Annotated in this window: 21 protein-coding genes; 13 read left to right on the forward strand and 8 right to left on the reverse strand. The window is 67.5% G+C overall.

Features of this window, described 5'->3' with window-relative positions; translation table 11 throughout:
* The first annotated feature begins 35 nt into the window (after positions 1–35).
* From AAHS21_RS02035 to AAHS21_RS02060, 6 genes are read left to right on the forward strand one after another with little or no spacing between them, the layout of a single operon-like run.
* Positions 36–1,346 carry an FAD-dependent oxidoreductase gene (locus AAHS21_RS02035; protein ID WP_342926044.1) on the forward strand — a complete coding sequence of 437 codons (1,311 nt, stop codon included), beginning with the start codon at positions 36–38 and terminating at the stop codon, positions 1,344–1,346.
* Positions 1,340–2,038 (forward strand): DUF1365 family protein, encoded by a 699-nt coding sequence (locus AAHS21_RS02040; protein ID WP_342926045.1) that lies wholly within the window; start codon positions 1,340–1,342, stop codon positions 2,036–2,038. The genes AAHS21_RS02035 and AAHS21_RS02040 overlap by 7 nt, the downstream gene beginning before the upstream one ends.
* The gene (locus AAHS21_RS02045) at positions 2,035–3,303 is read left to right on the forward strand and encodes a class I SAM-dependent methyltransferase (RefSeq protein WP_342926046.1); all 1,269 of its coding nucleotides are present in this window, start codon (positions 2,035–2,037) and stop codon (positions 3,301–3,303) included. Before AAHS21_RS02040 ends, AAHS21_RS02045 begins: the two co-directional genes overlap by 4 nt.
* A complete protein-coding gene (locus AAHS21_RS02050; RefSeq protein ID WP_342926047.1) occupies positions 3,303–4,106 on the forward strand; it encodes a DUF1295 domain-containing protein in 804 nt (267 codons plus the stop codon). Before AAHS21_RS02045 ends, AAHS21_RS02050 begins: the two co-directional genes overlap by 1 nt.
* Before the next feature lie 44 nt (positions 4,107–4,150).
* Positions 4,151–4,714, forward strand: coding sequence for a sigma-70 family RNA polymerase sigma factor (locus AAHS21_RS02055; RefSeq protein ID WP_342926048.1), 564 nt, complete (start codon positions 4,151–4,153; stop codon positions 4,712–4,714).
* Entirely contained in the window at positions 4,711–5,412 is a 702-nt protein-coding gene (locus AAHS21_RS02060; protein WP_342926049.1) for an anti-sigma factor, read from the forward strand. The genes AAHS21_RS02055 and AAHS21_RS02060 overlap by 4 nt, the downstream gene beginning before the upstream one ends.
* Here the strand turns inward: AAHS21_RS02060 and AAHS21_RS02065 are convergent.
* Together AAHS21_RS02065 and AAHS21_RS02070 are read right to left on the reverse strand one after the other, a co-directional pair.
* Positions 5,409–6,254 (reverse strand): hypothetical protein, encoded by an 846-nt coding sequence (locus AAHS21_RS02065; protein ID WP_342926050.1) that lies wholly within the window; start codon positions 6,252–6,254, stop codon positions 5,409–5,411. The genes AAHS21_RS02060 and AAHS21_RS02065 overlap by 4 nt on opposite strands.
* Before the next feature lie 9 nt (positions 6,255–6,263).
* Entirely contained in the window at positions 6,264–6,779 is a 516-nt protein-coding gene (locus tag AAHS21_RS02070) for a mycothiol transferase (protein ID WP_342926051.1), read from the reverse strand.
* 132 nt (positions 6,780–6,911) lie between these two features.
* On the opposite strand from AAHS21_RS02070, the gene AAHS21_RS02075 reads away from it, so the two are divergent.
* Genes AAHS21_RS02075 through AAHS21_RS02085 form a run of 3 tightly spaced genes read left to right on the forward strand, consistent with a single transcriptional unit; the run spans position 6,912 to position 9,971 of the window.
* Positions 6,912–8,642, forward strand: coding sequence for an amidohydrolase family protein (locus AAHS21_RS02075; protein WP_342926052.1), 1,731 nt, complete (start codon positions 6,912–6,914; stop codon positions 8,640–8,642).
* 38 nt (positions 8,643–8,680) lie between these two features.
* Positions 8,681–9,520, forward strand: coding sequence for a PPE family protein (locus AAHS21_RS02080; protein WP_096284400.1), 840 nt, complete (start codon positions 8,681–8,683; stop codon positions 9,518–9,520).
* A gap of 31 nt (positions 9,521–9,551) precedes the next feature.
* On the forward strand, positions 9,552–9,971 hold the full coding sequence (locus AAHS21_RS02085) for a pyridoxamine 5'-phosphate oxidase family protein (protein ID WP_342926053.1): 420 nt from the start codon (positions 9,552–9,554) through the stop codon (positions 9,969–9,971).
* Here the strand turns inward: AAHS21_RS02085 and AAHS21_RS02090 are convergent.
* The 3 genes from AAHS21_RS02090 to AAHS21_RS02100 all read right to left on the reverse strand — a co-directional run bounded on the left by AAHS21_RS02090 (position 9,952) and on the right by AAHS21_RS02100 (position 12,987).
* The gene (locus AAHS21_RS02090; protein WP_342926054.1) at positions 9,952–10,326 is read right to left on the reverse strand and encodes a heme-binding protein; all 375 of its coding nucleotides are present in this window, start codon (positions 10,324–10,326) and stop codon (positions 9,952–9,954) included. The two genes, AAHS21_RS02085 and AAHS21_RS02090, sit on opposite strands and share 20 nt — an antisense overlap.
* Before the next feature lie 259 nt (positions 10,327–10,585).
* Positions 10,586–12,211, reverse strand: coding sequence for a chaperonin GroEL (gene groL, locus AAHS21_RS02095; RefSeq protein WP_096284390.1), 1,626 nt, complete (start codon positions 12,209–12,211; stop codon positions 10,586–10,588).
* A gap of 209 nt (positions 12,212–12,420) precedes the next feature.
* Positions 12,421–12,987: a helix-turn-helix domain-containing protein gene (locus AAHS21_RS02100; protein ID WP_342926055.1), complete on the reverse strand. Its 567-nt coding sequence runs from the start codon at positions 12,985–12,987 to the stop codon at positions 12,421–12,423.
* A 102-nt stretch (positions 12,988–13,089) separates the two neighbouring features.
* Between AAHS21_RS02100 and AAHS21_RS02105 the strand changes: the two genes are divergently transcribed.
* From AAHS21_RS02105 to AAHS21_RS02115, 3 genes are all read left to right on the forward strand, one after another.
* Positions 13,090–14,004 (forward strand): SDR family NAD(P)-dependent oxidoreductase, encoded by a 915-nt coding sequence (locus tag AAHS21_RS02105; RefSeq protein WP_342926056.1) that lies wholly within the window; start codon positions 13,090–13,092, stop codon positions 14,002–14,004.
* Between the two features lie 96 nt (positions 14,005–14,100).
* A complete protein-coding gene (locus tag AAHS21_RS02110; protein WP_342926057.1) occupies positions 14,101–14,592 on the forward strand; it encodes a cupin domain-containing protein in 492 nt (163 codons plus the stop codon).
* Positions 14,593–14,720: 128 nt separating this feature from the next.
* The gene (locus tag AAHS21_RS02115; protein ID WP_342926058.1) at positions 14,721–16,475 is read left to right on the forward strand and encodes a CocE/NonD family hydrolase; all 1,755 of its coding nucleotides are present in this window, start codon (positions 14,721–14,723) and stop codon (positions 16,473–16,475) included.
* A 1-nt stretch (position 16,476) separates the two neighbouring features.
* Here the strand turns inward: AAHS21_RS02115 and AAHS21_RS02120 are convergent, their stop codons facing one another.
* Positions 16,477–17,919: an NAD(P)/FAD-dependent oxidoreductase gene (locus AAHS21_RS02120; protein WP_342926059.1), complete on the reverse strand. Its 1,443-nt coding sequence runs from the start codon at positions 17,917–17,919 to the stop codon at positions 16,477–16,479.
* Positions 17,910–18,389 (reverse strand): VOC family protein, encoded by a 480-nt coding sequence (locus AAHS21_RS02125; RefSeq protein ID WP_342926060.1) that lies wholly within the window; start codon positions 18,387–18,389, stop codon positions 17,910–17,912. Before AAHS21_RS02125 ends, AAHS21_RS02120 begins: the two co-directional genes overlap by 10 nt.
* Before the next feature lie 75 nt (positions 18,390–18,464).
* Here AAHS21_RS02125 and glp point away from each other — a divergent pair, with 75 nt between their 5' ends.
* On the forward strand, positions 18,465–19,688 hold the full coding sequence (gene glp, locus AAHS21_RS02130) for a gephyrin-like molybdotransferase Glp (RefSeq protein WP_342926061.1): 1,224 nt from the start codon (positions 18,465–18,467) through the stop codon (positions 19,686–19,688).
* Here the strand turns inward: glp and AAHS21_RS02135 are convergent.
* On the reverse strand, positions 19,685–20,842 hold the full coding sequence (locus tag AAHS21_RS02135; RefSeq protein ID WP_342926541.1) for an MFS transporter: 1,158 nt from the start codon (positions 20,840–20,842) through the stop codon (positions 19,685–19,687). The two genes, glp and AAHS21_RS02135, sit on opposite strands and share 4 nt — an antisense overlap.
* Between the last annotated feature and the right edge of the window lie 83 nt (positions 20,843–20,925).

Consider the following 20,925-nt stretch of genomic DNA (forward strand, 5'->3'; position numbering starts at 1 on the left):
GCGAAGCTGCCCATCCGCCAGCTGCGTGGCTACGAATGAAAATCGTGGACTCCTTACCCGCACGGTCGGTTGCCGTCATCGGCAGCGGCGTGGCCGGCCTGACCGCCGCCTACCTCCTGTCCGGCCGCGACCGCGTCACGCTGTATGAAGCCGACGTACGGCTCGGGGGCCATGCGCACACCCATTTCCTGGACGACGGCGACCGGGTGATCGGCGTTGACTCGGCTTTTCTGGTGCACAACGACCGGACTTACCCGACGCTGTGCCGGCTGCTGCGCGAGCTAGGGGTGGCTACCCAGCCCTCGGAGATGTCGATGTCGGTGCGCGCCGACGAGATCGGGCTCGAATACGCCGGCGCTCTGGGCCTGAGCGGATTGTTCGCGTGTAAGCAGTCGCTGCGGCCCCGCCACCTGCACATGCTCGCCGAGATCACCCGATTCCACCGCGCTGCCGCGCTGCTGCTGCGCGACGAGAGCACCGCGCCGGAGGAACTGGAGACGCTGGATTCCTTCCTGCGCCGGCACCGCTTCTCGTCGTATTTCGTCGACTTTTTCATCACCCCGCTCGTCGCGGCGGTGTGGTCGTGCGCCGGCGATGACGCCCTGCGCTACCCGGCGCGCTATCTATTCGTCTTCCTCGACCACCACGGCATGCTGTCGGTGTTCGGCTCTCCCACCTGGCGCACCGTGACCGGGGGTTCGGCGCACTACGTGCAGGCCATCGCCGCGCGGCTCGCCGAGGTGTCGACCGGGACCCCGGTGAATTCGCTGCGCCGGGTGCGCGACGGCGTGCGGCTGCAGGCGGGCGACCACCCGCCGCGGTTGTTCGACGCGGCCGTCGTCGCCGTGCATCCCGACCAGGCGCTGCTGTTGCTCGACGATCCGAACCCCTGGGAGCGCGCGGTGCTGGGCGCGATTCCGTACTCGACCAATCGGGCGCAGCTGCACACCGACGAATCGGTGCTACCGCGGCACCGCCGTGCGCGCGCATCATGGAACTACCTGGTTACCCCCGGGAAGGACCATGTCGTGGTCAGCTATGACGTCAGCAGACTCATGCGGCTGGATGGCGACCGCCGGTATCTGGTGACCCTGGGCGGTCACGACCGCGTGGATCCGGCGTCGGTGATCGCCGAAATGACCTACAGCCATCCCCTGTACACGCCGGAATCGGTTGCGGCACAGGCATTGTTGCCGACCTTGGATGACGATCGGCTGGTCTTCGCGGGCGCGTACCACGGCTGGGGTTTCCACGAGGACGGCGCCGCCTCGGGCTTGGCTGCGGCGCGGCGCCTTGGTGCCGACTGGCCGACAGCGAATCAGTGCGAGGCGGTGGCCCGATGCTGACGCCGGCGATCTACCGCACCACGATCCGCCATTCGCGACAGGCCCCGGTGCGCCACTCGTTCGAATACCGCAGCTACAGCTGGTATGTCGACGTCGACGAGTTGCCGCGGCTGCCCTGGTGGCTGCGACCGTTCGCCCGGTTCCGCGCCTGCGATCACTTCGCCACGGGACAGCCGGGCTCGTTGCGCGACCGGCTCGGTGCCTTGTTCGCCGACCGAGGTCTGGCCGCACCCGAGGGTCAGGTCACCGCGCTGCTGCAGGCGCGCGTGCTCGGGTATGTCTTCAATCCGCTGAGCGTCTTCTGGTGCCACGACCGCGATGGCCAACTGCGCCATGTGATCGCCGAGGTGCACAACACCTATGGCGAGCGCCACGCCTACCTGCTGCCCCCGGCCGACGTGCCGGTGGTCACCGAGAAGAAGTTCTATGTCTCGCCGTTCAATGCGGTGGACGGCTACTACCTGGTGCGGGCACCGCGGCCCGACGACGAGGTCGACATCACCATCGAACTGCGCCGCGACCGTCAGCCCGCGTTCGTGGCCAACATGCGCGGGAAGCGGCGGCCGGCGAGCGCCGGCCAAGTCGCGATCATGCAACTCATTTCGCCGCTGGCGCCGCTGGTGGTGGCCGTACGTATCCGAATTCAGGGGATCACACTGTGGTTACGTCGAGTTCCGCTGGTACGGCGATGACCGTATCGACCATCCGAAAACCTTCGGCGGCAATCGATTCCGAACGCTGGCCGGCAATCGCGAAGGTGCCGTCCGGGCCGGTGAGCGCGGCCACGGCCACCGCCGCCGACCGGCTGCTGCGAAGCGCTGCCGCTCGGCTCCCGCTGCGGGTGGCCTACCCGGACGGCACGGTGGTCGGTGCCGCCGACCCGACGGTGCCGACTTTGATTGTCCACCAACCGAAAGCGATGGCGCGCCGGATCGGGCGCTACGGCCTGATCGGCTTCGGCGAGTCCTACATGGCAGGAGAATGGTCGTCGGACGATCTCAGCGGGATGCTGACGGTGTTCGCCGGCTCGGTCGACGAATTGGTGCCGCGCTGGCTGCAATGGCTGCGTCCGATCGGGCCGGCCTTCCGGCCGCGGTGGGGCAGCGCCAGCCGGGATCGCACCCGGCGCAATATCGCCAAGCACTACGACCTGTCCAACGACCTGTTCGCCGAATTCCTCGACGAGACCATGACGTACTCCTGCGCGCTGTTCGACAGGTTGCCGGCGTCGGCGTCGGATCTGACTGCCGCGCAAGAGCGCAAGATCGATCGGCTGCTCGACCTCGCCGGGGTTCACCGGGGCAGCCGGGTGCTCGAAATCGGGACGGGCTGGGGCGAACTGTGCATCCGCGCGGCCACCCGGGGAGCCGAGATCCGCTCGCTGACCCTGTCGGTCGAGCAGCAGCAGCTGGCGCGGCTTCGGGTTGCCGCGGCGGGGCTGACCGACAACGTGACGATCGACCTCTGCGACTACCGGGACGTTGACGGAGTTTACGACGCGGTGGTGTCGGTCGAGATGATCGAAGCGGTGGGATTCCATGCGTGGCAGCGGTATTTCACCACGCTCGAACGGCTGGTGCGACCGGGTGGCCGCGTTGCGATCCAGGCGATCACGATGCCGCACTCGCGGATGATGGCCAGCCGCAACACGCGAACCTGGATCCAGAAGTACATCTTCCCGGGTGGACTGTTGCCATCCACCCAGGCCATCTCCGCAATCACCGAGCGCCACACCGGTTTACGCACGGTCGACATGACCTCGCTGCGCCCGCACTACGCCGAGACGCTGCGGCTGTGGCGGGAGCGTTTCCTGCAGCGGCGAGACCGGTTGGCGCACATGGACTTCGACGAAGTGTTCCAGCGCATGTGGGAGCTGTATCTGGCGTATTCGGAGGCGGGCTTTCGATCGGGATACTTGAACGTCTACCAGTGGACGTTCGCGCGCGAGGAGTGCTGATGACTGAGGTGAGCATCGTGGAGAACTTGGCCCAGGTGTGCGGCGCCTCGGTTGCGGTTCTGGCCGTGGTGCATTCGGTCACCTTCACCATCGGCAAGCGCATCGGCCGCTACAACGTTGTCGACGTGGCCTGGGGTATCGGCTTCATCGGGATCGCCGCCGTCGCCGCGGCGCTCGGCCAAGGCGACCCGGTGCGGCGCTGGCTACTGCTGGCGCTGGTGACGATCTGGGGCGCGCGGCTGAGCTGGCACATCCACCGCAAGACCGCTGGCAAGGGTGAGGATCCGCGCTATGCCGCCATGCTGGGCGATGCGACGCCCGGGCAGGTGGTGCGCAAAGTCTTTCTGCTGCAAGCGTTGATCACCTGGTTCGTCTCCTTCCCGCTGCAACTGTCGGCGGCGACCGGGCCCACCCCGAAACCACTGATCGCCGTCCTGGTGTTCGGTGTGGTGGTGTGGCTGGTGGGCGTCACCTTCGAAGCGGTCGGCGACCGGCAGCTGCGGATCTTCAAGGCCGACCCGGCCAATCGCGGTGTGGTGATGGACCGCGGCCTGTGGGGGTGGACGCGCCACCCCAATTACTTCGGCGACGCCGCCGTGTGGTGGGGCCTGTGGCTGATCACCGTCACCGGCTGGTGGTCGCTGGCCACGGTCGGCTCACCGCTGCTGATGACCTACTTCCTGGTCTATGTGACCGGGGTCCGGCTGACCGAGAAACTGATGGCCGGCCGGCCGGGCTACGCGGAATATCAGCAAAGGACCGCGTGTTTTGTCCCTAGACCGCCGAGACCAGCACGTCAATAGCCGTCGCCGAGGCGGCCCGGTGAACAGCGATAGGCTAACCGACAATGACCGGACTTCCGCAGCTGAGCAGCAACCTCGATGAGTTGCTGCCTGAAGTCGCGCGGGGAGACACCCAGGCCTTCGCCGCCGTGTACGACCTGACCAAGAGCCGGGTGTTCGGGCTGGTGATCCGGGTGCTGCGCGATGCCGGCTACAGCGAGGAAACGACGCAGGAGATCTATCTCGAGGTGTGGCGTTCGGCGTCGGACTACGACCCGGCCCGCGGCTCCGCCCTGTCCTGGCTGCTGACCATGGCGCACCGGCGCGCGATCGACCGGGTGCGCGCCGAGCAAGCCGGCAGTCGCCGTGAATCGCGCTACGGCGCGGCCAACGTCGACACCGACCATGACGTGGTCGCCGACTCGGCGATCGCCGGCGACGAGCGCCGCCGGGTGGCCGACTGCCTGGGCGGGCTGACCGATGCGCAGCGGCAGTGCATCGAGCTGGCGTACTACGGCGGACTGACGTACACGGAAGTGGCGCAACGTCTGGCCGCCAATTTGTCGACGATCAAATCCCGCATCCGCGATGCCCTGCGCGGGCTGCGTAACTGCCTGGACGTGTCGTGACCGAACCCAACGATTTCGAGCTGCTCGAGCTGGCGACGCCGTACGCCCTGCACGCGGTCTCCGACGCGGAGCGCGCGGACATCGACTCGCGCCTCACAGCCGCACCGGCGTCGGTCGCGTCGGCCTTCGCCGAGGAAGTCCGCGCCGTGCGCGAGACGATGGCCGTCGTCTCGGCTTCGACCATCGCCGAACCGCCCGCGCATCTGCGGTCCGCCGTGCTGGCCCTGGCCACACCAAGTGTTGCGAAGCGCCGAAACCGTTGGCGCACCACGGCATTGATATCGGTCGCGGCGGCGATCGTGGCGGGCCTGACCGCATTCGGTCTGCAGACGCTGTTGCGCCCGACGCCGACGCAGTCGGTGGCCGAGCAGGTGATGTCGGCCCCCGACGTCCGGACGGTTTCGCGCCCACTGGCCAACGGGACGGCCACGGTGGTGTTCTCCCGTGATCGCGGCGCCGGGATGCTGGTGATGAACAATGTGCCGCCGCCAAGTCCGGGCACCGTGTACCAGATGTGGTTGATCGACTCCAAGGGCCCGACGTCGGCGGGGACGATGGGCACCGCGGCCGTCTCGCCCTCGACGACGGCGATGCTGACCAACCTCGGCAAGTCGACGGCCCTGGCCTTCACCGTCGAACCCGGCTCGGGCTCACCTCAGCCCACCAGCCCGATCTTGGCGACCTTGCCGCTGAGTTAGGCCTTCTTCACCAGACTGCCGAGCACCGCGACGATCACGCCGACAACGACCAGCCCAGCGCCGGCGGCCAACGTCAGGTTCAGCCAGACCCGCATTCCTGCTTCGGCGGTGCGCATCATGACGTCGGCGATCTGGCGCACGTCGCCGCTGGTGCGATTGAGCGCGTCGTTGACGTAGCGGGCACCCACCTGGATGCCGACCCACCCGGCCGCACCGACCAGCAGCGCCGAGACGCCCAGACCGGTCAGCGCCTTGCCGCGGCGACGCGCGGCCAGCAGCGTCAGCAGTGCCAAAAACCCGCACAGTGCCACCGCCCCCAAGCTCGCCCACCTGCCCCACGCGCCCACCCGGCTCAACTCGCCCTGCCGCAGCGAGTGGGGCACCGACGCCGTCAGCGGGACGGTCAGCGTGGCGGGCACCGAGACGTTGTGCTCGCTCAAGATCTGCCGAAACGCCGGGTCGTTGAGCATTGGGGCCACGTCGACCGCCCAAGCATCATCGGACCCCGCATCGGCGAACAGCCAGCGGTGCGCGGCCCGGTTCGCCGTCGCGAACATCGGCGGGAAGGACGGACCGGCGGTGTATGCGCCGGCCGCGTCGCGCACCTGCGCGCTGTCCACCGGAGTGCGTCCACCGCCATGCTCGGCGATCAGCGTCATCGTCCGGCTGGTGAGTTCACCGGCCATCGCGGACTGCAGGGCGGGGTCACCCGCGGCTTTCCGGGCCAGCGCCGCGTAGCCGTTCTCGTCGACGAGATTGAGCTGCACCCATGCCCCGGCGACGGCCACCGCCAGCGCAATCGTGGTGGCGAGCCACAGCGTCAGCGTCGCGAGGAATCGCACGCCGTCAATCTACGGCGCGATGCCCCACACGTACGCGGCTTGCCCGAGGTGCTGGGCGCAGTCGTCGATGATGCTCACCAACCGGGCGCTGGCCGTCACCGGCGGATCCCAGTTGCTGTCGACGACCCGGGCCAACTCGTCGGCGGAGACGCCGGCGATGTACTCGCACGAAAGCTTGTGCACCGCGTGGTAGTAGCCGGACAGCAAATCGGCAGGCGCACGCACCTTCGCCACCTCCGCGGCGCCGTGGCCATAGCCGGTGTCGCGGCGCGGCAGATCCAGCGCGAAGCGGTCCACCCAGCCGTCGCGGGTCCAGACCTCCTCGACACCGGCGACGTGGGCCAGCTGGATGTCCTGCACCCGGGCGCTGTGCCAGATCAGCCAGGCGATGGAGTTGGCGTCCGGGGTGGGTCGGTAGTTGGACACTTCGTCGGTCAGTCCATCGGTGAGCTCGTCGACGTGTTCGATCAACCGGGTGAACGCGTCGCGCAGTAACTCGCGGGCGGCGGCGTCGGCATCTGACATACCGACGACACTACGGACCTGCGTGCCGAATCGCTCAGACGTTGTTGCCGTCCGGATAGCGCAGTTAATACCCACGTGGTCGATCCCGAATTGATCGTGGCACGACCCGGGGCGCGGTCGTAGATTGATCAGGTGAGCTACGACCTGCTGATTCGCAATGGCACCATCGTCGACGGGCTGGGGGGTGAGCCCTACGTCGGCGACGTCGGAGTGACCGGCGGCGTCATCACAGCCGTCGGGTCCGTCAACGGCGACAGCGCCGCGCGCGAGATCGACGCGACCGGCCTGCTGATCACGCCGGGATTCGTCGACCTGCACACGCACTACGACGGTCAGTCCATCTGGTCGGAGCGCCTGACGCCGTCCTCGGCGCACGGAGTGACCACCGTGGTGATGGGCAACTGCGGCGTCGGGTTCGCGCCCTGCCGTCAGGAAGACCACGACGTCCTCGTCGACGTGATGGCCGGGGTGGAAGACATCCCGGGCGTGGTGATGACCGACGGCCTGCCGTGGACCTGGGAGACCTTCCCCGAATACCTCGACGCGCTGGAAGCGGGCCGCCGCGACATCGATGTGGCTGCCTACCTGCCACATTCGCCGCTGCGCGTATACGTGATGGGCCAACGCGGCGCCGACCGCGAAGCCGCTACCGCCGACGACCTGGCCAAGATGCGGGCGCTGGCCAAGGAGGCCATGGAAGTCGGGGCGCTGGGCTTCGCGTCGTCGCGGTTGACCATCCACAAGACCGAAAGTGGTTCGCCTATACCGAGTTACGAAGCCGCTCGGGAGGAGATCGAGGAGATCGCCAAGGGCGTCGTCGACGGCGGCGGCGGGCTGCTGCAGTTCGTGCCCGATATTCCGGCCGGCGGCTACCAACCGGTGCTGCAGACGGTGTTCGACGTCGCCGAGGAGGTCGGCTTACCGGTCACCTTCACGCTCGTCGTCGCCAACGCCGGGGACCCGACGTGGCCTGACGCGATCAACATGATCGAGAAGGCCAACGCCGCCGGCGGCGATATCACCGCGCAGCTGCTGCCCCGCCCGATCGGGTTGATCATCGGGCTGCAACTGACCGCCAACCCGTTCGTGCTCTATCCCAGCTACCAGGAGATCGCTCATCTGCCGCTGGCCGAGCGCGTCGCCGAGATGCGCAAGCCCGAGGTCCGTGCCCGCATCCTGGCCGACAAGCCGGGCGAAGGGCACCCGATTCTCTACGTCGCGCAAATGTGGGACTGGATCTTCCCGCTGGGCGAGCACCCCAACTACGAGCCGGACCCGGCGGACAGCATCGGGGCCCGGGCTAGAGCCCGCGGCGTGCACCCGATGGAGGAGGCCTACGACCGGCTGCTCGACGACGACGGCCGCGCCATGCTGCTGGTCGCGACCAGCAACATGGAGCGCAACTCGCTGAACACGGTCGGCGAGCTGCTGCACCGCGACGACGTGGTGCTCGGGCTGGGCGACGGCGGCGCCCACTACGGGATGATCTGCGACGCCAGCTACTCGACGTTCTTCCTGGCGCACTGGGCGCGGGACCGGGCGTCCGGACGGTTCACGGTTTCCGAGGCCGTCCGCGAGCTGACGTCGGTACCGGCCCGGGTCGCCGGGCTGGCCGATCGCGGGCGAATCGCGGTCGGGTACAAGGCCGATCTCAACGTGATCGACCACGCCGGGCTGCGCCTGCACAAGCCGGTGATCACCTATGACCTGCCCGCCGGCGGGCGTCGACTGGACCAGACCGCGGACGGCTATGTGGCCACGATCGTGTCCGGTGAAGTGATCGCCGAAAACGGCAAACCCACCGACGCGCGTCCCGGCAAGCTGGTCCGCGGCCGCCAAACGGCGCCCGCACCCACGCCATAACGCCACGAAGAAGGCCCTGTCCCGGTTAAGTTATTGCAGTGACGAGCCCGCATTACGCGTGGTTGCCGCCAGAGATCAATTCGGCCCTCCTTTACGCCGGTCCTGGATCGGCGCCGCTGCATGCTGCCGCGGAAGCCTGGGATGGGCTTGCCGAGAACCTGGCCTCGTCCGCGTCCTCGTTTTTCTCCGTGGCCTCCGATCTGGCCAACGGTTCGTGGCAGGGTCCCTCGGCATCCGCGATGCTGGCCGTCGCGACCCAATACGTGAGCTGGCTCAAGGCGGCGGCCGCCCAGGCCGAGGCGACCTCCAGCCAGGCCTCGGCGATCGCGGGCGCCTTCGAGACCGCGCTGTCGGCCACGGTGCAGCCAGCGGTGGTGACGGCCAACCGCGCGTTGGTGCGGGCGTTGGCTTCGCAGAACCATCTGGGCCAAAACGCCCCCACGATCATGGACATCGAGTCCGCCTACGAACAGATGTGGGCCACCGACGTGGCAGCGATGTCCGGCTATCACGCCGACGCCTCGGCGGCCGCCGAACAGCTGGCGCCCTGGCAGCAGGTCATGCAGAACCTCGGTGTGCAATTCAACAACGGCGACCTGATCTTCGGACCCCACTCGGGCACTGGAAGCCTGGCGCACCACATCAACACACTGGCCAGTCTCGATCACACCGGCGGCCACATCGGGTCCTGGCTGACCGATACCCCCGGCACCGGGTTCGCCCATACCGTGCCGAGCAGCTCGGCTTCGGCGGACTTCAGCGCGAGCCTGCTCAACTCACCGACCGCCGGCACCGGTTTCAACCCGGGAACCGCAAACCTGGGCCTGCTCAGCAATCTGGGGTCGGGCACCATTCCGACGGGGTTGACGGCGGACTGACCACACGCCCGCGGCGCCTATCCTCGACATTATGCGCACCAAGAAGAGGGTGGATCTGGACAGGCTGGCCGCCGCCCTGCCCGACTTCCCGTTCGCGTACCTGATTACCGTCGACGACGAGTACCGCATTCACACCGTGACGGTCGAACCGCGGCTGCGCGACGGCGTTGTTCTCGATGTCGGACTCATCGGCGGGCGCACCCGCGAAAACCTCAGCAGGCGCGGCGATGTCACCCTGCTGTGGCCACCGCGCGAGCCGGGAGGCTATTCGCTGATCGTCGACGGCCACGCCGAAGTCGCCGAGTCCGACTCCGAGACAGTCCGATTGGATGTGGTGCCGACCCGCGCGCTCCTGCACCGCGACGCCGATCCCGGCTCCGCGGCCACCGGCACCCTGCACGACTGCGTGGTGTTCTCCCTGCCGGCCGCGACTACTCCGACAATGCGTTGAACAGCGCCGCGAGCTGATCGGGCGACACCGACGCGTTGCATCTGCTGCGCAGGTCGAGCAGCGGCTGCGCGATGCCCTTCAGTTCCAGCGCCTCACCCGGATGACTGAGGAAATAACCACGAACGGATGCCTTTGCGTCGGCGGGGGGCTGGTTGACCGCCGCGGTCAGCACGTTGTTGGCATCGGGATGACCGTCGAGATATCCGCTCGCCGAGTTCAGGACACCGCTCGCGGTGGCGGCGACCCCGCTCGCCGAGCACGGGTCGGGCGCGGCAGCTGCGGTCGGCGCGATCCCGACGCCGACCACGCCGGCGGCGATCAGTCCCAAAACCGCGCCCCGTGACGATTTGCTCATTGCGTAGCCCCCTTCGTACTCAACTGTCCGAACCTTGGATAGATCAGTACCCAAAATGCGGAAAGATGCCCCGACGGGATGAGACCGGGACGATGGCCGACTTGCCCGCCTCACAGCGATTTGTCGCTCGGAGGCGGGCAAAACATGGCAGGCGGCCCGCCGGAACGGGTGGGGCGGACGACTGCCTACGTCTCGAGCAGCCCTGACACACGAAAAAGCCCGGCCCCCAAGGGAACCGGGCTTCTTCGTACTCAGGGACTTAGAAGTCCATACCGCCCATGCCACCGGTCGGGTCGCCCACCGGGGCGGCGGCCTTCTCCGGCTTGTCGGCCACGACGGCCTCGGTGGTCAGGAACAGCCCCGCGATGGACGCGGCGTTCTGCAGCGCCGAACGGGTCACCTTGACCGGGTCGGCCACGCCGGCCTTCAGCAGGTCCTCGTACTCGCCGGTGGCCGCGTTCAGGCCGGTGCCGGCCTTCGAGTTGCGGACCTTCTCGGCGACAACGCCGGGCTCCAGCCCGGAGTTGAAGGCGATCTGCTTCAGCGGAGCCTCGAGCGCCACGCGGACGATGTTGGCACCGGTGGCCTCGTCGCCCTTGAGCTTGAGCTCGTCCAGGGCCGGGGCCGACTGCAGCAGGGCCACGCCACCACCGGCGACGATGCCCTCCTCGACGGCGGCCTTCGCGTTGCGCACCGCGTCCTCGATACGGTGCTTGCGCTCCTTGAGCTCGACCTCGGTGGCAGCTCCGGCCTTGATCACCGCAACACCGCCGGCCAGCTTGGCCAGGCGCTCCTGCAGCTTCTCGCGGTCGTAGTCGGAGTCGCTGTTCTCGATCTCGGCACGGATCTGGGCCACCCGGCCGGCGATGGCGTCGGTGTCACCGGCGCCCTCGACGATGGTGGTCTCGTCCTTGGTGATCACGACCTTGCGGGCCTTACCGAGCAGCGAGATGTCGGCGGTCTCGAGGGAGAGGCCGACCTCTTCGCTGACGACCTGGCCACCGGTGAGGATGGCCATGTCCTGCAGCATCGCCTTGCGGCGGTCACCGAAGCCGGGGGCCTTGACCGCCACCGACTTGAAGGTGCCGCGGATCTTGTTCACGACCAGGGTGGACAGCGCCTCGCCCTCGACGTCCTCGGCGATGATCAGCAGCGGCTTGCCGCCCTGAATGACCTTCTCCAGCAGCGGGAGCAGGTCCTTGACGGTCGACACCTTGGAGCTGACCAGCAGGATGTAGGGGTCCTCCAGGACCGCTTCCTGACGCTCGGCGTCGGTGACGAAGTAGCCCGAGATGTAGCCCTTGTCGAACCGCATGCCCTCGGTGAGCTCGAGCTGCAGGCCGAAGGTGTTGGACTCCTCGACGGTGATGACACCCTCGTTGCCGACCTTGTCCATCGCCTCGGCGATCAGGTCACCGATCGACTGGTCGCCCGCCGAGATGCCCGCGGTCGCAGCGATCTGCTCCTTGGTCTCGACGTCCTTGGCCGACTTCAGCAGGGTCTCGGTGACCTTCTCGACGGCCTTCTCGATGCCGCGCTTGAGGCCCAGCGGGTTGGCGCCGGCCGCGACGTTGCGCAGGCCCTCTTTGACGAGCGCCTGAGCCAGCACCGTGGCCGTCGTCGTGCCGTCACCGGCGACGTCGTCGGTCTTCTTGGCGACTTCCTTGACCAGCTCGGCGCCGATCTTCTCGTAGGGGTCCTCCAGCTCGATCTCCTTGGCGATGGACACACCATCGTTGGTGATCGTGGGAGCGCCCCACTTCTTCTCCAGGACGACGTTGCGACCCTTGGGCCCCAACGTCACCTTTACCGCGTCGGCGAGGGCGTTAAGACCCCGCTCGAGGCCGCGACGGGCCTCTTCGTCGTACGCAATTGTCTTGGCCATTGCGAAGTGATTCCTCCGGATTGGGAATGAAACGGAGGCCACCGGATGGCGGCAACCCCGTTACTTACGCTGGCCGGGCGCAGTGCCCGCGACGGACGACCAGAGCTGGCCTCACCGTCCCGACCTAGCACTCGCACACTGCGAGTGCCAACGTCATTCTTAGCACTCGCCTATGCCGAGTGCAAGAACGGGGCCGCGGTTGTCGAGGGCTATCGCTCAGCGCGTAAACCGTCGACGACGACGTCGGTGACCCGCTCGGCCAACTCCGCGTTGTAGGCCTCCATGGCCTGACATCCGACCATGATCGTCTTCACTTCGCGCACGCCGATGTCCGGCCGCGCCGTGCCCGCCCGCTGCGCGGCGCGCAGCAGCTCGTCGAGCATCGCCAGGAAGGCGTCCTCGGCGTCCGGCGCGGCGGCAGCGATGTCGATGCCGAAACCGGCCAGCGCGTCCACCAGGCCGCGATCCGCCGCGCCCCACCGCAGCACCAGCGACCGCAGGTAGGCGAACAGCGCCTCGCCCGGTCCGGCGGATTCCAGCAGGGCGTGCCCCTCGTCGACGAGGTGCTGCATGCGGTCCTCGATGACCGCCTGGAACAGTGCTTCCTTGGTCGGGAAGTGCCGGTAGACGGTGCCGGCCCCGACGCCGGCCCGACGGGCGATCTCGTCGATGGGCACCGACAGGCCCTCGGCCGCGAAGGTGTCATAGGCGACTTCCAGCACCCGCGCCCGGTTGCGGGCCGCGTCGGCACGCAACCGACGGTCAGGCTGCGCCATCTATTCACCACCCATCGGTTGACAAAGCGGGGCGCACGTTCCGTATAGTACGAAACAACCGGAGCGCTCGCCCCGTTTAATTTACTCGTAAAGGAGCTTGCCATGGCCAAGTGGACAGCAGCGGACATTCCCGACCAGAAGGGCCGCGTCGCCGTCATCACCGGAGCCAACACCGGCCTGGGCTACGAAACCGCCGCCGCGCTCGCCGAGCGGGGCGCCCACGTAGTGCTCGCGGTGCGCAATCTCGACAAGGGCAAGGACGCCGCCGCACGGATCACCGCGAAGAGCCCGCACGCGGACGTCGCCCTGCAGGAACTGGACCTGGCGTCGCTGGACTCCATCCGCGCGGCGGCCGAGCAGCTGCGCTCCGCGCACGACCGCATCGACCTGCTGATCAACAACGCCGGCGTCATGTACACGCCGAAGGAAACCACCAAAGACGGCTTCGAGATGCAGTTCGGCACCAACCACCTCGGCCACTTCGCGCTCACCGGCCTGCTGCTGGACCGGCTGCTGCCCGTCGCCGGCTCTCGGGTCGTGACCGTCAGCAGCATGGGCCATCGCATCCTCGCCGACATCCACTTCGACGACCTGCAGTGGGAGCGCCGCTACAACCGCGTCGCGGCGTACGGACAGGCCAAGCTGGCCAACCTGCTGTTCACCTACGAACTGCAGCGACGGCTGGCGCCGCGCGGGACGACGATCGCCGCCGCCGCCCACCCCGGCGGGTCGAACACCGAGCTGGGCCGCTACACGCCCGCGTCGTTCCGGCCGCTCGTCAACGTGTTCTTCAACGTGATCGCGCAGGACGCGGCGATGGGCGCGCTGCCGACGCTGCGTGCCGCAACCGATCCCGGCGTGCTCGGCGGCCAGTACTACGGACCCGACGGTTTCGCCGAAACCCGCGGCTACCCAAAGATCGTCGCGTCCAGCGAGAAGTCACATGACGTCGATATGCAGCGCCGGTTGTGGACGGTCTCCGAGGACCTCACCGGGGTGGTCTACCCCGTCGATTAGGGCAGATCGAGCAACTGCCCGTAGCAGCCGGGCGCGCTACTCGCACGCCTTCCGGGGAGCTCCACTCTCGCGATGCTAAGTGGCAGGCTGGATTCCATGTCCCTCGTCGTGCCGCCGTATCCACCGCCCCGCTACACCGCCGACCAGCCGGAAGTCAGCGCCTGGCTCAAACGAGGTGACGCGCCACCGGATTACGAGACAGCCGGGGTCAACTACCACTACCTGGCCAATCAGCAGGCCACCGACGGCGACTACGGCCTGTACCGGGTCGATATCGCCCCGGCCGGCGGCGGGCCCCCGGCGCACTATCACCGGGCCATGTCCGAGGCCTTCTTCGTGCTGTCCGGGACGATCAAGCTCTACGACGGCACCGAGTGGGTCGACGGCCGCGCACACGATTTCCTCTATGTCCCGCCGGGCGGAATCCACGGCTTCCGCAACGAGGCCGACGAACCCGCGTCGATCCTGATGCTGTTCGCGCCCGGGGCGCCGCGGGAGAAGTACTTCGAAGGTTTTGGCGCGCTGGCCGACATGACCGACGACGAACGCAGCGAGTGGTTCGTCCGGCACGACAACTTCTGGGTCTGACGCGCCAGCCGTTAGCGCCTTCTTCACGTCAAGTTTCACCAGGGCGTGAATTTCCTGTTGCGTTGAGACTAGTTTCACCGTAGCGTGAGGATAGTTTCAACGATCCGTGAAAAACAGGAGAGCAGGCCATGGTCATCACCTCGAAGCGCGTCGCCGGAATCGAGCCGGGCCAGCGCCGGCTGAACGGACCACAGACCTCGGGGCGCGAATTCCGCAACCTGAGCGAGCCGAAGTACGGCACGCGTCGGCACCTCAACGTCAAGATCCCGATGCGCGACGGCATCGAGTTGATCGCCGACATCTACCGCCCGGACGCCGACGGGCCGTTTCCGGCACTGGTGGCCGCATCGCCCTACGCGCGGCAGATACAAGACCTCGGCGCCCCGGCCGGCTTCATCGAGGCGGGCGCCACCGACTTCTGGGTGCCGCGGGGCTATGTCCACATCATCGTGAACCTGCGCGGAACCGGCGGCTCCGGTGGGACTTTCGGCTTCTTCGACAGCCAAGAGCGCCGCGACATGCACGACGTGATCGAATGGGTCGCCGAACAACCCTGGTGTGACGGCAATGTCGGCATGCTGGGCATCAGCTACTTCGCCATGACCCAACTCGAGGCCGCCGTCGAGCGGCCCCCACATCTCAAGGCCATCTTTCCGTTCGCCGTCACCAGCGATCTCTACGATGGCGCGACGCACCACGGTCTACCCAGTACGAAATTCGTCAGTTCGTTCTTGTCGATGCTCGGGCTGACCGCGCCGAAGAGTGACCGGTTCTACCGAAGCACTCCTTTCGCCATTGGCCGCCGCCTGCTGAATCTGGCGCCGATACACAAGAAGTTCGCCACGATGAACGGCGAATCGGCCAATGGCATGCTTAACCTGCTGATGAAACTGCCCCATCCGCCGCGGCCATGGGACGAGCTGTGGCAGAACGCCGTCGTCAGACATCCGATACGCGACGAATGGTGGGACGAACGCGACCTGACTGGGCTGCTCGAAAACATCGATATACCAGTCTATTTGGGATGCGATTGGGAGAACGTGCCGCTGCACCTGCCGTCGACCTTTTCCACGCTGCGCAACCTGACCAAGAGCCCTTGCGTCCGGGTCGCGATGCTCGGCAAATACGGGCTCACCTGGCCATGGGAGAGCATGCACATCGAAGCGCTCGCGTGGTATGACCATTGGCTCAAGGGACAGGACACCGGAATTCTCGAGGGTCCCGCGTTCCGCTACTTCCTGCCCGTGGCCGAGGAGTGGAAGGCGCAGGAATCATGGCCTCCGCTCGACAGCTCACATGTCGAGTTCGCTTTGCGCGCCGACGCAGGTCTCGCCGTCGACGAGGGCGAACCGGGCAGCCGCGAATACTGGTCCCTGGGAACAGGACTCAACCGCGCCAAGCCGAGTGAGATCGATCCGCCGTCGCTGCTGACCTGGACCACCGCGCCGCTGGACGAAGACTTGGATGTGGCGGGCAACATCGAACTGCGACTGGTCGCCTCGGCGACGGCGCTGGACACCGGATGGATCGTGACCGTGTCCGACATCGCCGAAGACGGCTCGACTGTCGAGCATCTCACCAGTGGTTGGCTTCGGGCCAGCCTGCGTGAGGTCGACGAAGATGCCAGCCGACCCGGCGCGCCGGTGCTACCGTGCCGGACCGCAGTCGGAATACCGATCGGTGCGGACGTCGTGTACCGAATCCCCTTGCTGCCCAACGCCCGAAGATTTCGCCGCGGGCACCGTATCCGGTTGACACTCACCAGCGACGACCAGAATCCCGACGTTCCGGCCATCATGGACTTCCGGCATGCGCCCGTCGGGACCAGCACGGTCAACACCGTTCGATCGTCATCGCGGCTGCTGCTGCCGGTGCTCGGGTAGGTTACCCGCGCAGCTCGTAGTCCTCGTCCACCATCGTGCGGGTGCGCTCGAAGAAGGTCCGCCCGCTGTAGGGCAGCTGGGTGACAACCTTGCCGCTGGGATGGCGAAAATAGTTGGTACAGGCCAGCCAGACCTTGCCCTGCATCGCGGCCTGAATCTCGTCGTTGTAGCGGCGCTGTGCATCCCGGGTGACCTCGATGGTGTGCGCCCCGCGATCACCCATCACGTCGAGCATCTGACGGATGAAGGTCGTCTGCGCCTCGTGGATGTAGATGATCGAGTTGACGCCGTTCGTGTTGGGGCCGTAGAGCGTAAAGAAGTTCGGATATCCGGCGATCAGGGTGCCGAGGTAGGCTTGCGCGCCGTCACTCCAGTCGTCGCTCAGCGCACGGCCGCCGCTTCCGTACACGTCGATGCTGGCAAGGTAGTCGGCGGCTTTGAAGCCGGTGCCGTAGATGATGGTGTCGACGCGGTGCTCGACGCCGTCGGCGGTGCGCACCCCGCGCTCGGTGATCTCGGTGATCGCGCCGGTTTCCAGGCTGACGTTCGGCAATCCGAACGTCGGGTACCACTCGCGCGACATCAGCGGCCGCTTGCAGCCCACCGGGTAGTCCGGCGTCAGCTTGGCGCGCAGCGCGGGATCGGCGACCTTGCGCATCAGGTAACTGCGGGCGAGCTCGGTGGCCTCGCGTGTCTGATTCGCATCGACGTCGAAGCTGGACGACTCGTAGGCGTCGAATGCCTCGTCGCGCAGCTTCTGCACGGCCGCCGGATCGCGTTCGAACTCCGCGTGTTGTTCCGGCGTGAACGGAAAATCGAATCGGGGCGAGATCCAGATCGGGGTTCGCTGAAACACGGTGAGATGTGCGGTTTTCGGGGCGATCGCCGGAACATACTGGATCGCGCTGGCGCCCGTGCCGATGGACGCGACCCGCTCACCTGCCGTCGACTTGCTGTGATCCCACCGCGCGGAGTGGAATTGCCTGCCACGAAACCGTTGCGCCCCAGGGATATCCGGAATGTTGGGCACGTCGAGCATTCCGACGGCGCTGACCACGGCGTCGAACTCGTGCTCATCGCCGTCGCCGGTGACGAGCGTCCAGCGCCGGCGGCTGTCCGACCACCGCACGGTGGTGATCGAGGTGTGGGGCCGCAGGTGCGGGCCCAGCCCGTACTGGGTGGCCACCCGTTCCAGGTAGGCCAGGATCTCGGGCTGGTTCGCGTAGGTCTTGCTCCAGCGCGGGTTCAGCGCGAACGAGTACGAGTACAGATGCGACGGCACATCGCAGGCCGCCCCGGGAAAAGTGTTGTGCCGCCAGGTACCGCCGAATCCGTCGGCGCGGTCGAAGATGGTGAAGTCGTAGCCGCCCTCGGCGAGCTGGATTCCCATCGCGATGCCACCGGCGCCCGCGCCAATGACCCCGACGCGCGGCTTCAGTCCCATTGCGCGAAGTAGGGTCGCTCGGGCCGGCTCTTCTCCACCAGGATGAACACCACACCCCACGGATCGACGAACCAGCTGGTACGCACTCGCGCGACGTCGGCGATGCCGCTGACCAAAAACCGGACGCCCTTGCCCTCGAGCTCGGCGCGGGTGGCCTCGAGATCCGCACAGATCAGCCCGACGTGCGAGAGCCCGTGATCGGTGAGGGCCGCAGCGGCCCGCTGATCCCCGCCGTCGACGTTGAGGTACTCGATCACCTCGAGGACGCGATCGCTGCCGTCGCCGAAGCCGACGATCGCGGCCTTCATCGTGGGATCGGCCACCAGCTCACCCATGTCGTTGCGAATGGCGTTACCGCCCATCACATACGGCGGCGACAGCACACGCAGGCCCAATACGTCACGGTAAAAGGCCACTGCGGCCTCACAATCCGGTACGCACACGCCGGTGTGGGCCAACCCGGTAATCACGTTCTCGACTCTACGTCGGCGCACCCCGAGGCGGGCAGTACCAGCTGCGGAATCCGGCAGGCCGATAATGGCCGGGTGCGGTCAGTCGAGGAACATCAGCGCGTCGTAGCTGCCATGATCGGCGCCCGCCCCGCCGTGACGGTGCCACTGACGCAGGCGCAGGGCCTGGTTCTGGCAGATGACGTGGTTGCCGAGCTGGCGCTGCCGGTTTTCGACAACTCCGCGATGGACGGATACGCGGTGCGCGCCGAGGAGACCGAGGGCGCCACACCCGATCGGCCGGTGGTCTTGCCGGTCGCCGAGGACATTCCGGCCGGGCGCACCGATCAGTTGACGCTGCGACCCGCAACCGCGCACCGCATCATGACCGGCGCGCCGATGCCGGCCGGGGCGACGGGCGTTGTGCCGGTGGAGAACACCGACGGCGGGGTGGACTCGGTGGCGATCCATGCACACGCGGAGCCGGGCAAGCACATTCGCCGGGCGGGCGAAGACGTGGCGCCGGGCACCACCGTGCTGCGCAAGGGTCAGGTCGTCACGCCGGCGGTGCTGGGCCTGGCCGCGGCGCTGGGATTGCCGGGGCTGCCGGTGATCCCGCGACAGCGCGTGCTGGTGATCTCGACCGGGACGGAGCTGGTGGCGCCGGGCACCCCGCTGCAGCCCGGGCAGATCTACGAGTCCAACTCGATCATGCTGGCCGGGGCCGTGCGTGAGGCGGGCGCCGACGTGATCGCCGTCGCGACCGCCGAAGACGATGTCGCGCAGTTCAGCTCGATTCTGGACAAGCACGCGGCCCCTGAAAACAAAGTCGACCTGATCATCACCAGCGGCGGAGTCAGCGCCGGCGCCTACGAGGTCGTCAAGGACGCGTTCGGCCCGGACGGCATGCAAGGCGGTGAAGGGGTGGCATTCGTCAAGGTGGCAATGCAACCCGGAATGCCGCAGGGCATCGGGCGGGTGGCCGGCACCACGATCGTCACCCTGCCCGGCAACCCGGTCAGCGCGCTGGTGTCCTTCGAGGTGTTCATCCGTCCCGCGCTGCGCACGGCGATGGGCCTGCCGGATCCGCACCGGCCGCGCCGGCCCGCGGTGCTCGCCGAGTCGCTGACCTCGCCGAAAGGTAAGCGCCAGTTCCGGCGCGCGATTCTCGACACCGCCAATGGCAGCGTGCTCAGCTACGGCCCACCGGCCTCGCACCATCTGCGGTGGCTGGCTTCCGCGAACGCCCTGCTGGACGTCCCCGAGGATGTCGTGGAAGTGTCCGCCGGAACAGAGCTGCAGGTCTGGGATCTGAGCTAAGCCTGCCGGTGGAACTCGTCGGCGGCGTTGAACGCGGAGGTGCAGCGGATCGCGATTGCGGCCACGCAAACCATCACCGGAATGGTAGCCAATGCCGCCGACAACCCGATCCAGTCGGCGAGATGGCCGATCAACGGCGGTCCGAGCAGGTAACCCAGCCAGCCGCTGGCGGCCACGATCGTGATGGCCGAGCCGGCGTTGCCGGCCGAGTAGGCGGAGCTGAACGCGGTGGGCACCAACAGCGCCACCCCGGCGCCCAGGCAGGCGAACCCGATCACCGTGACGATGGGGTTGCCCAGCGCCAGCGTCACGCACATCGCGATCGCCGCGAATACCGCTAGAGCCGGCAGCAGCCGGCGCGCCGAGAGCCGCGCCTGCAGACGGGTGGCGCCCAGCCGGGTGACGACCATCAGCAACGTGTACGCGGCGTAGCTCAGCGCGGCGACGCCCGGGCTGGCCCCCACGACGTTGCGCGAGTAGGTGGCCGACCAGTCGGCCGCGGCACCCTCGGACAGGAATGACGCGAACGACACCAACGCCAGCACGGCGACGGTGACCGTCAAGCCAAAGCGCTTGGCGGAGAACGTATCCGAACCGTCGGCCGTTGCCTGATCCGGTACCAGGTAACGCAGGAACGGTACCGCGACAACCAGCGCGACCACCCCCACCGCCACCAGCAGCGAGGCAAGGCCGACTCCGGCTCCCACACACGCCGCCCCAGTGCTGGCTCCGAGCAGTCCGCCGCTGCTCCACATGCCATGGAAGCGGGCCATGATCGGCGCCCGGGCGAGTCGCTCGACGGTGCCGGCCTGGGTGTTCATCGCGACGTCCAGCGCACCCTGAAAGACACCCCACACCGTCAGCGCCAAGAACAGCGGCAGCTCACCGGAAGCCAGCCCGATGGCCGGTCCGGCAAGTGCGTAGCTGACGAGAGTGGCGGGCACCAGCCGGTGGCTGCCCCACCGGGGCAGTGCCCAATGACAAAAGATCATGGCGGCCACCGAACCGAGCGGCACACCGAACAGAGCGGTGCCCAGCGCCGCATTGGACAGCCCGAGCTGTGCTTTGACTTGCGGGATATACGCGACCCAGGCCGAGGCCAGCACCGCGTGAGCCGTGAAGACGATGGTGACGGTTGTTTTTGCGCGGCGCAGCCGCGTCGCCGCGCGGTCACGAGTCTGCGATCGAGTCGAGATTCGGACACCCCCTAGGCGCGTGAAAGACCAATGCTTCCATT

It is taken from the genome of Mycobacterium sp. 050272 (genome assembly GCF_039023525.1).
Taxonomy (GTDB): domain Bacteria; phylum Actinomycetota; class Actinomycetes; order Mycobacteriales; family Mycobacteriaceae; genus Mycobacterium.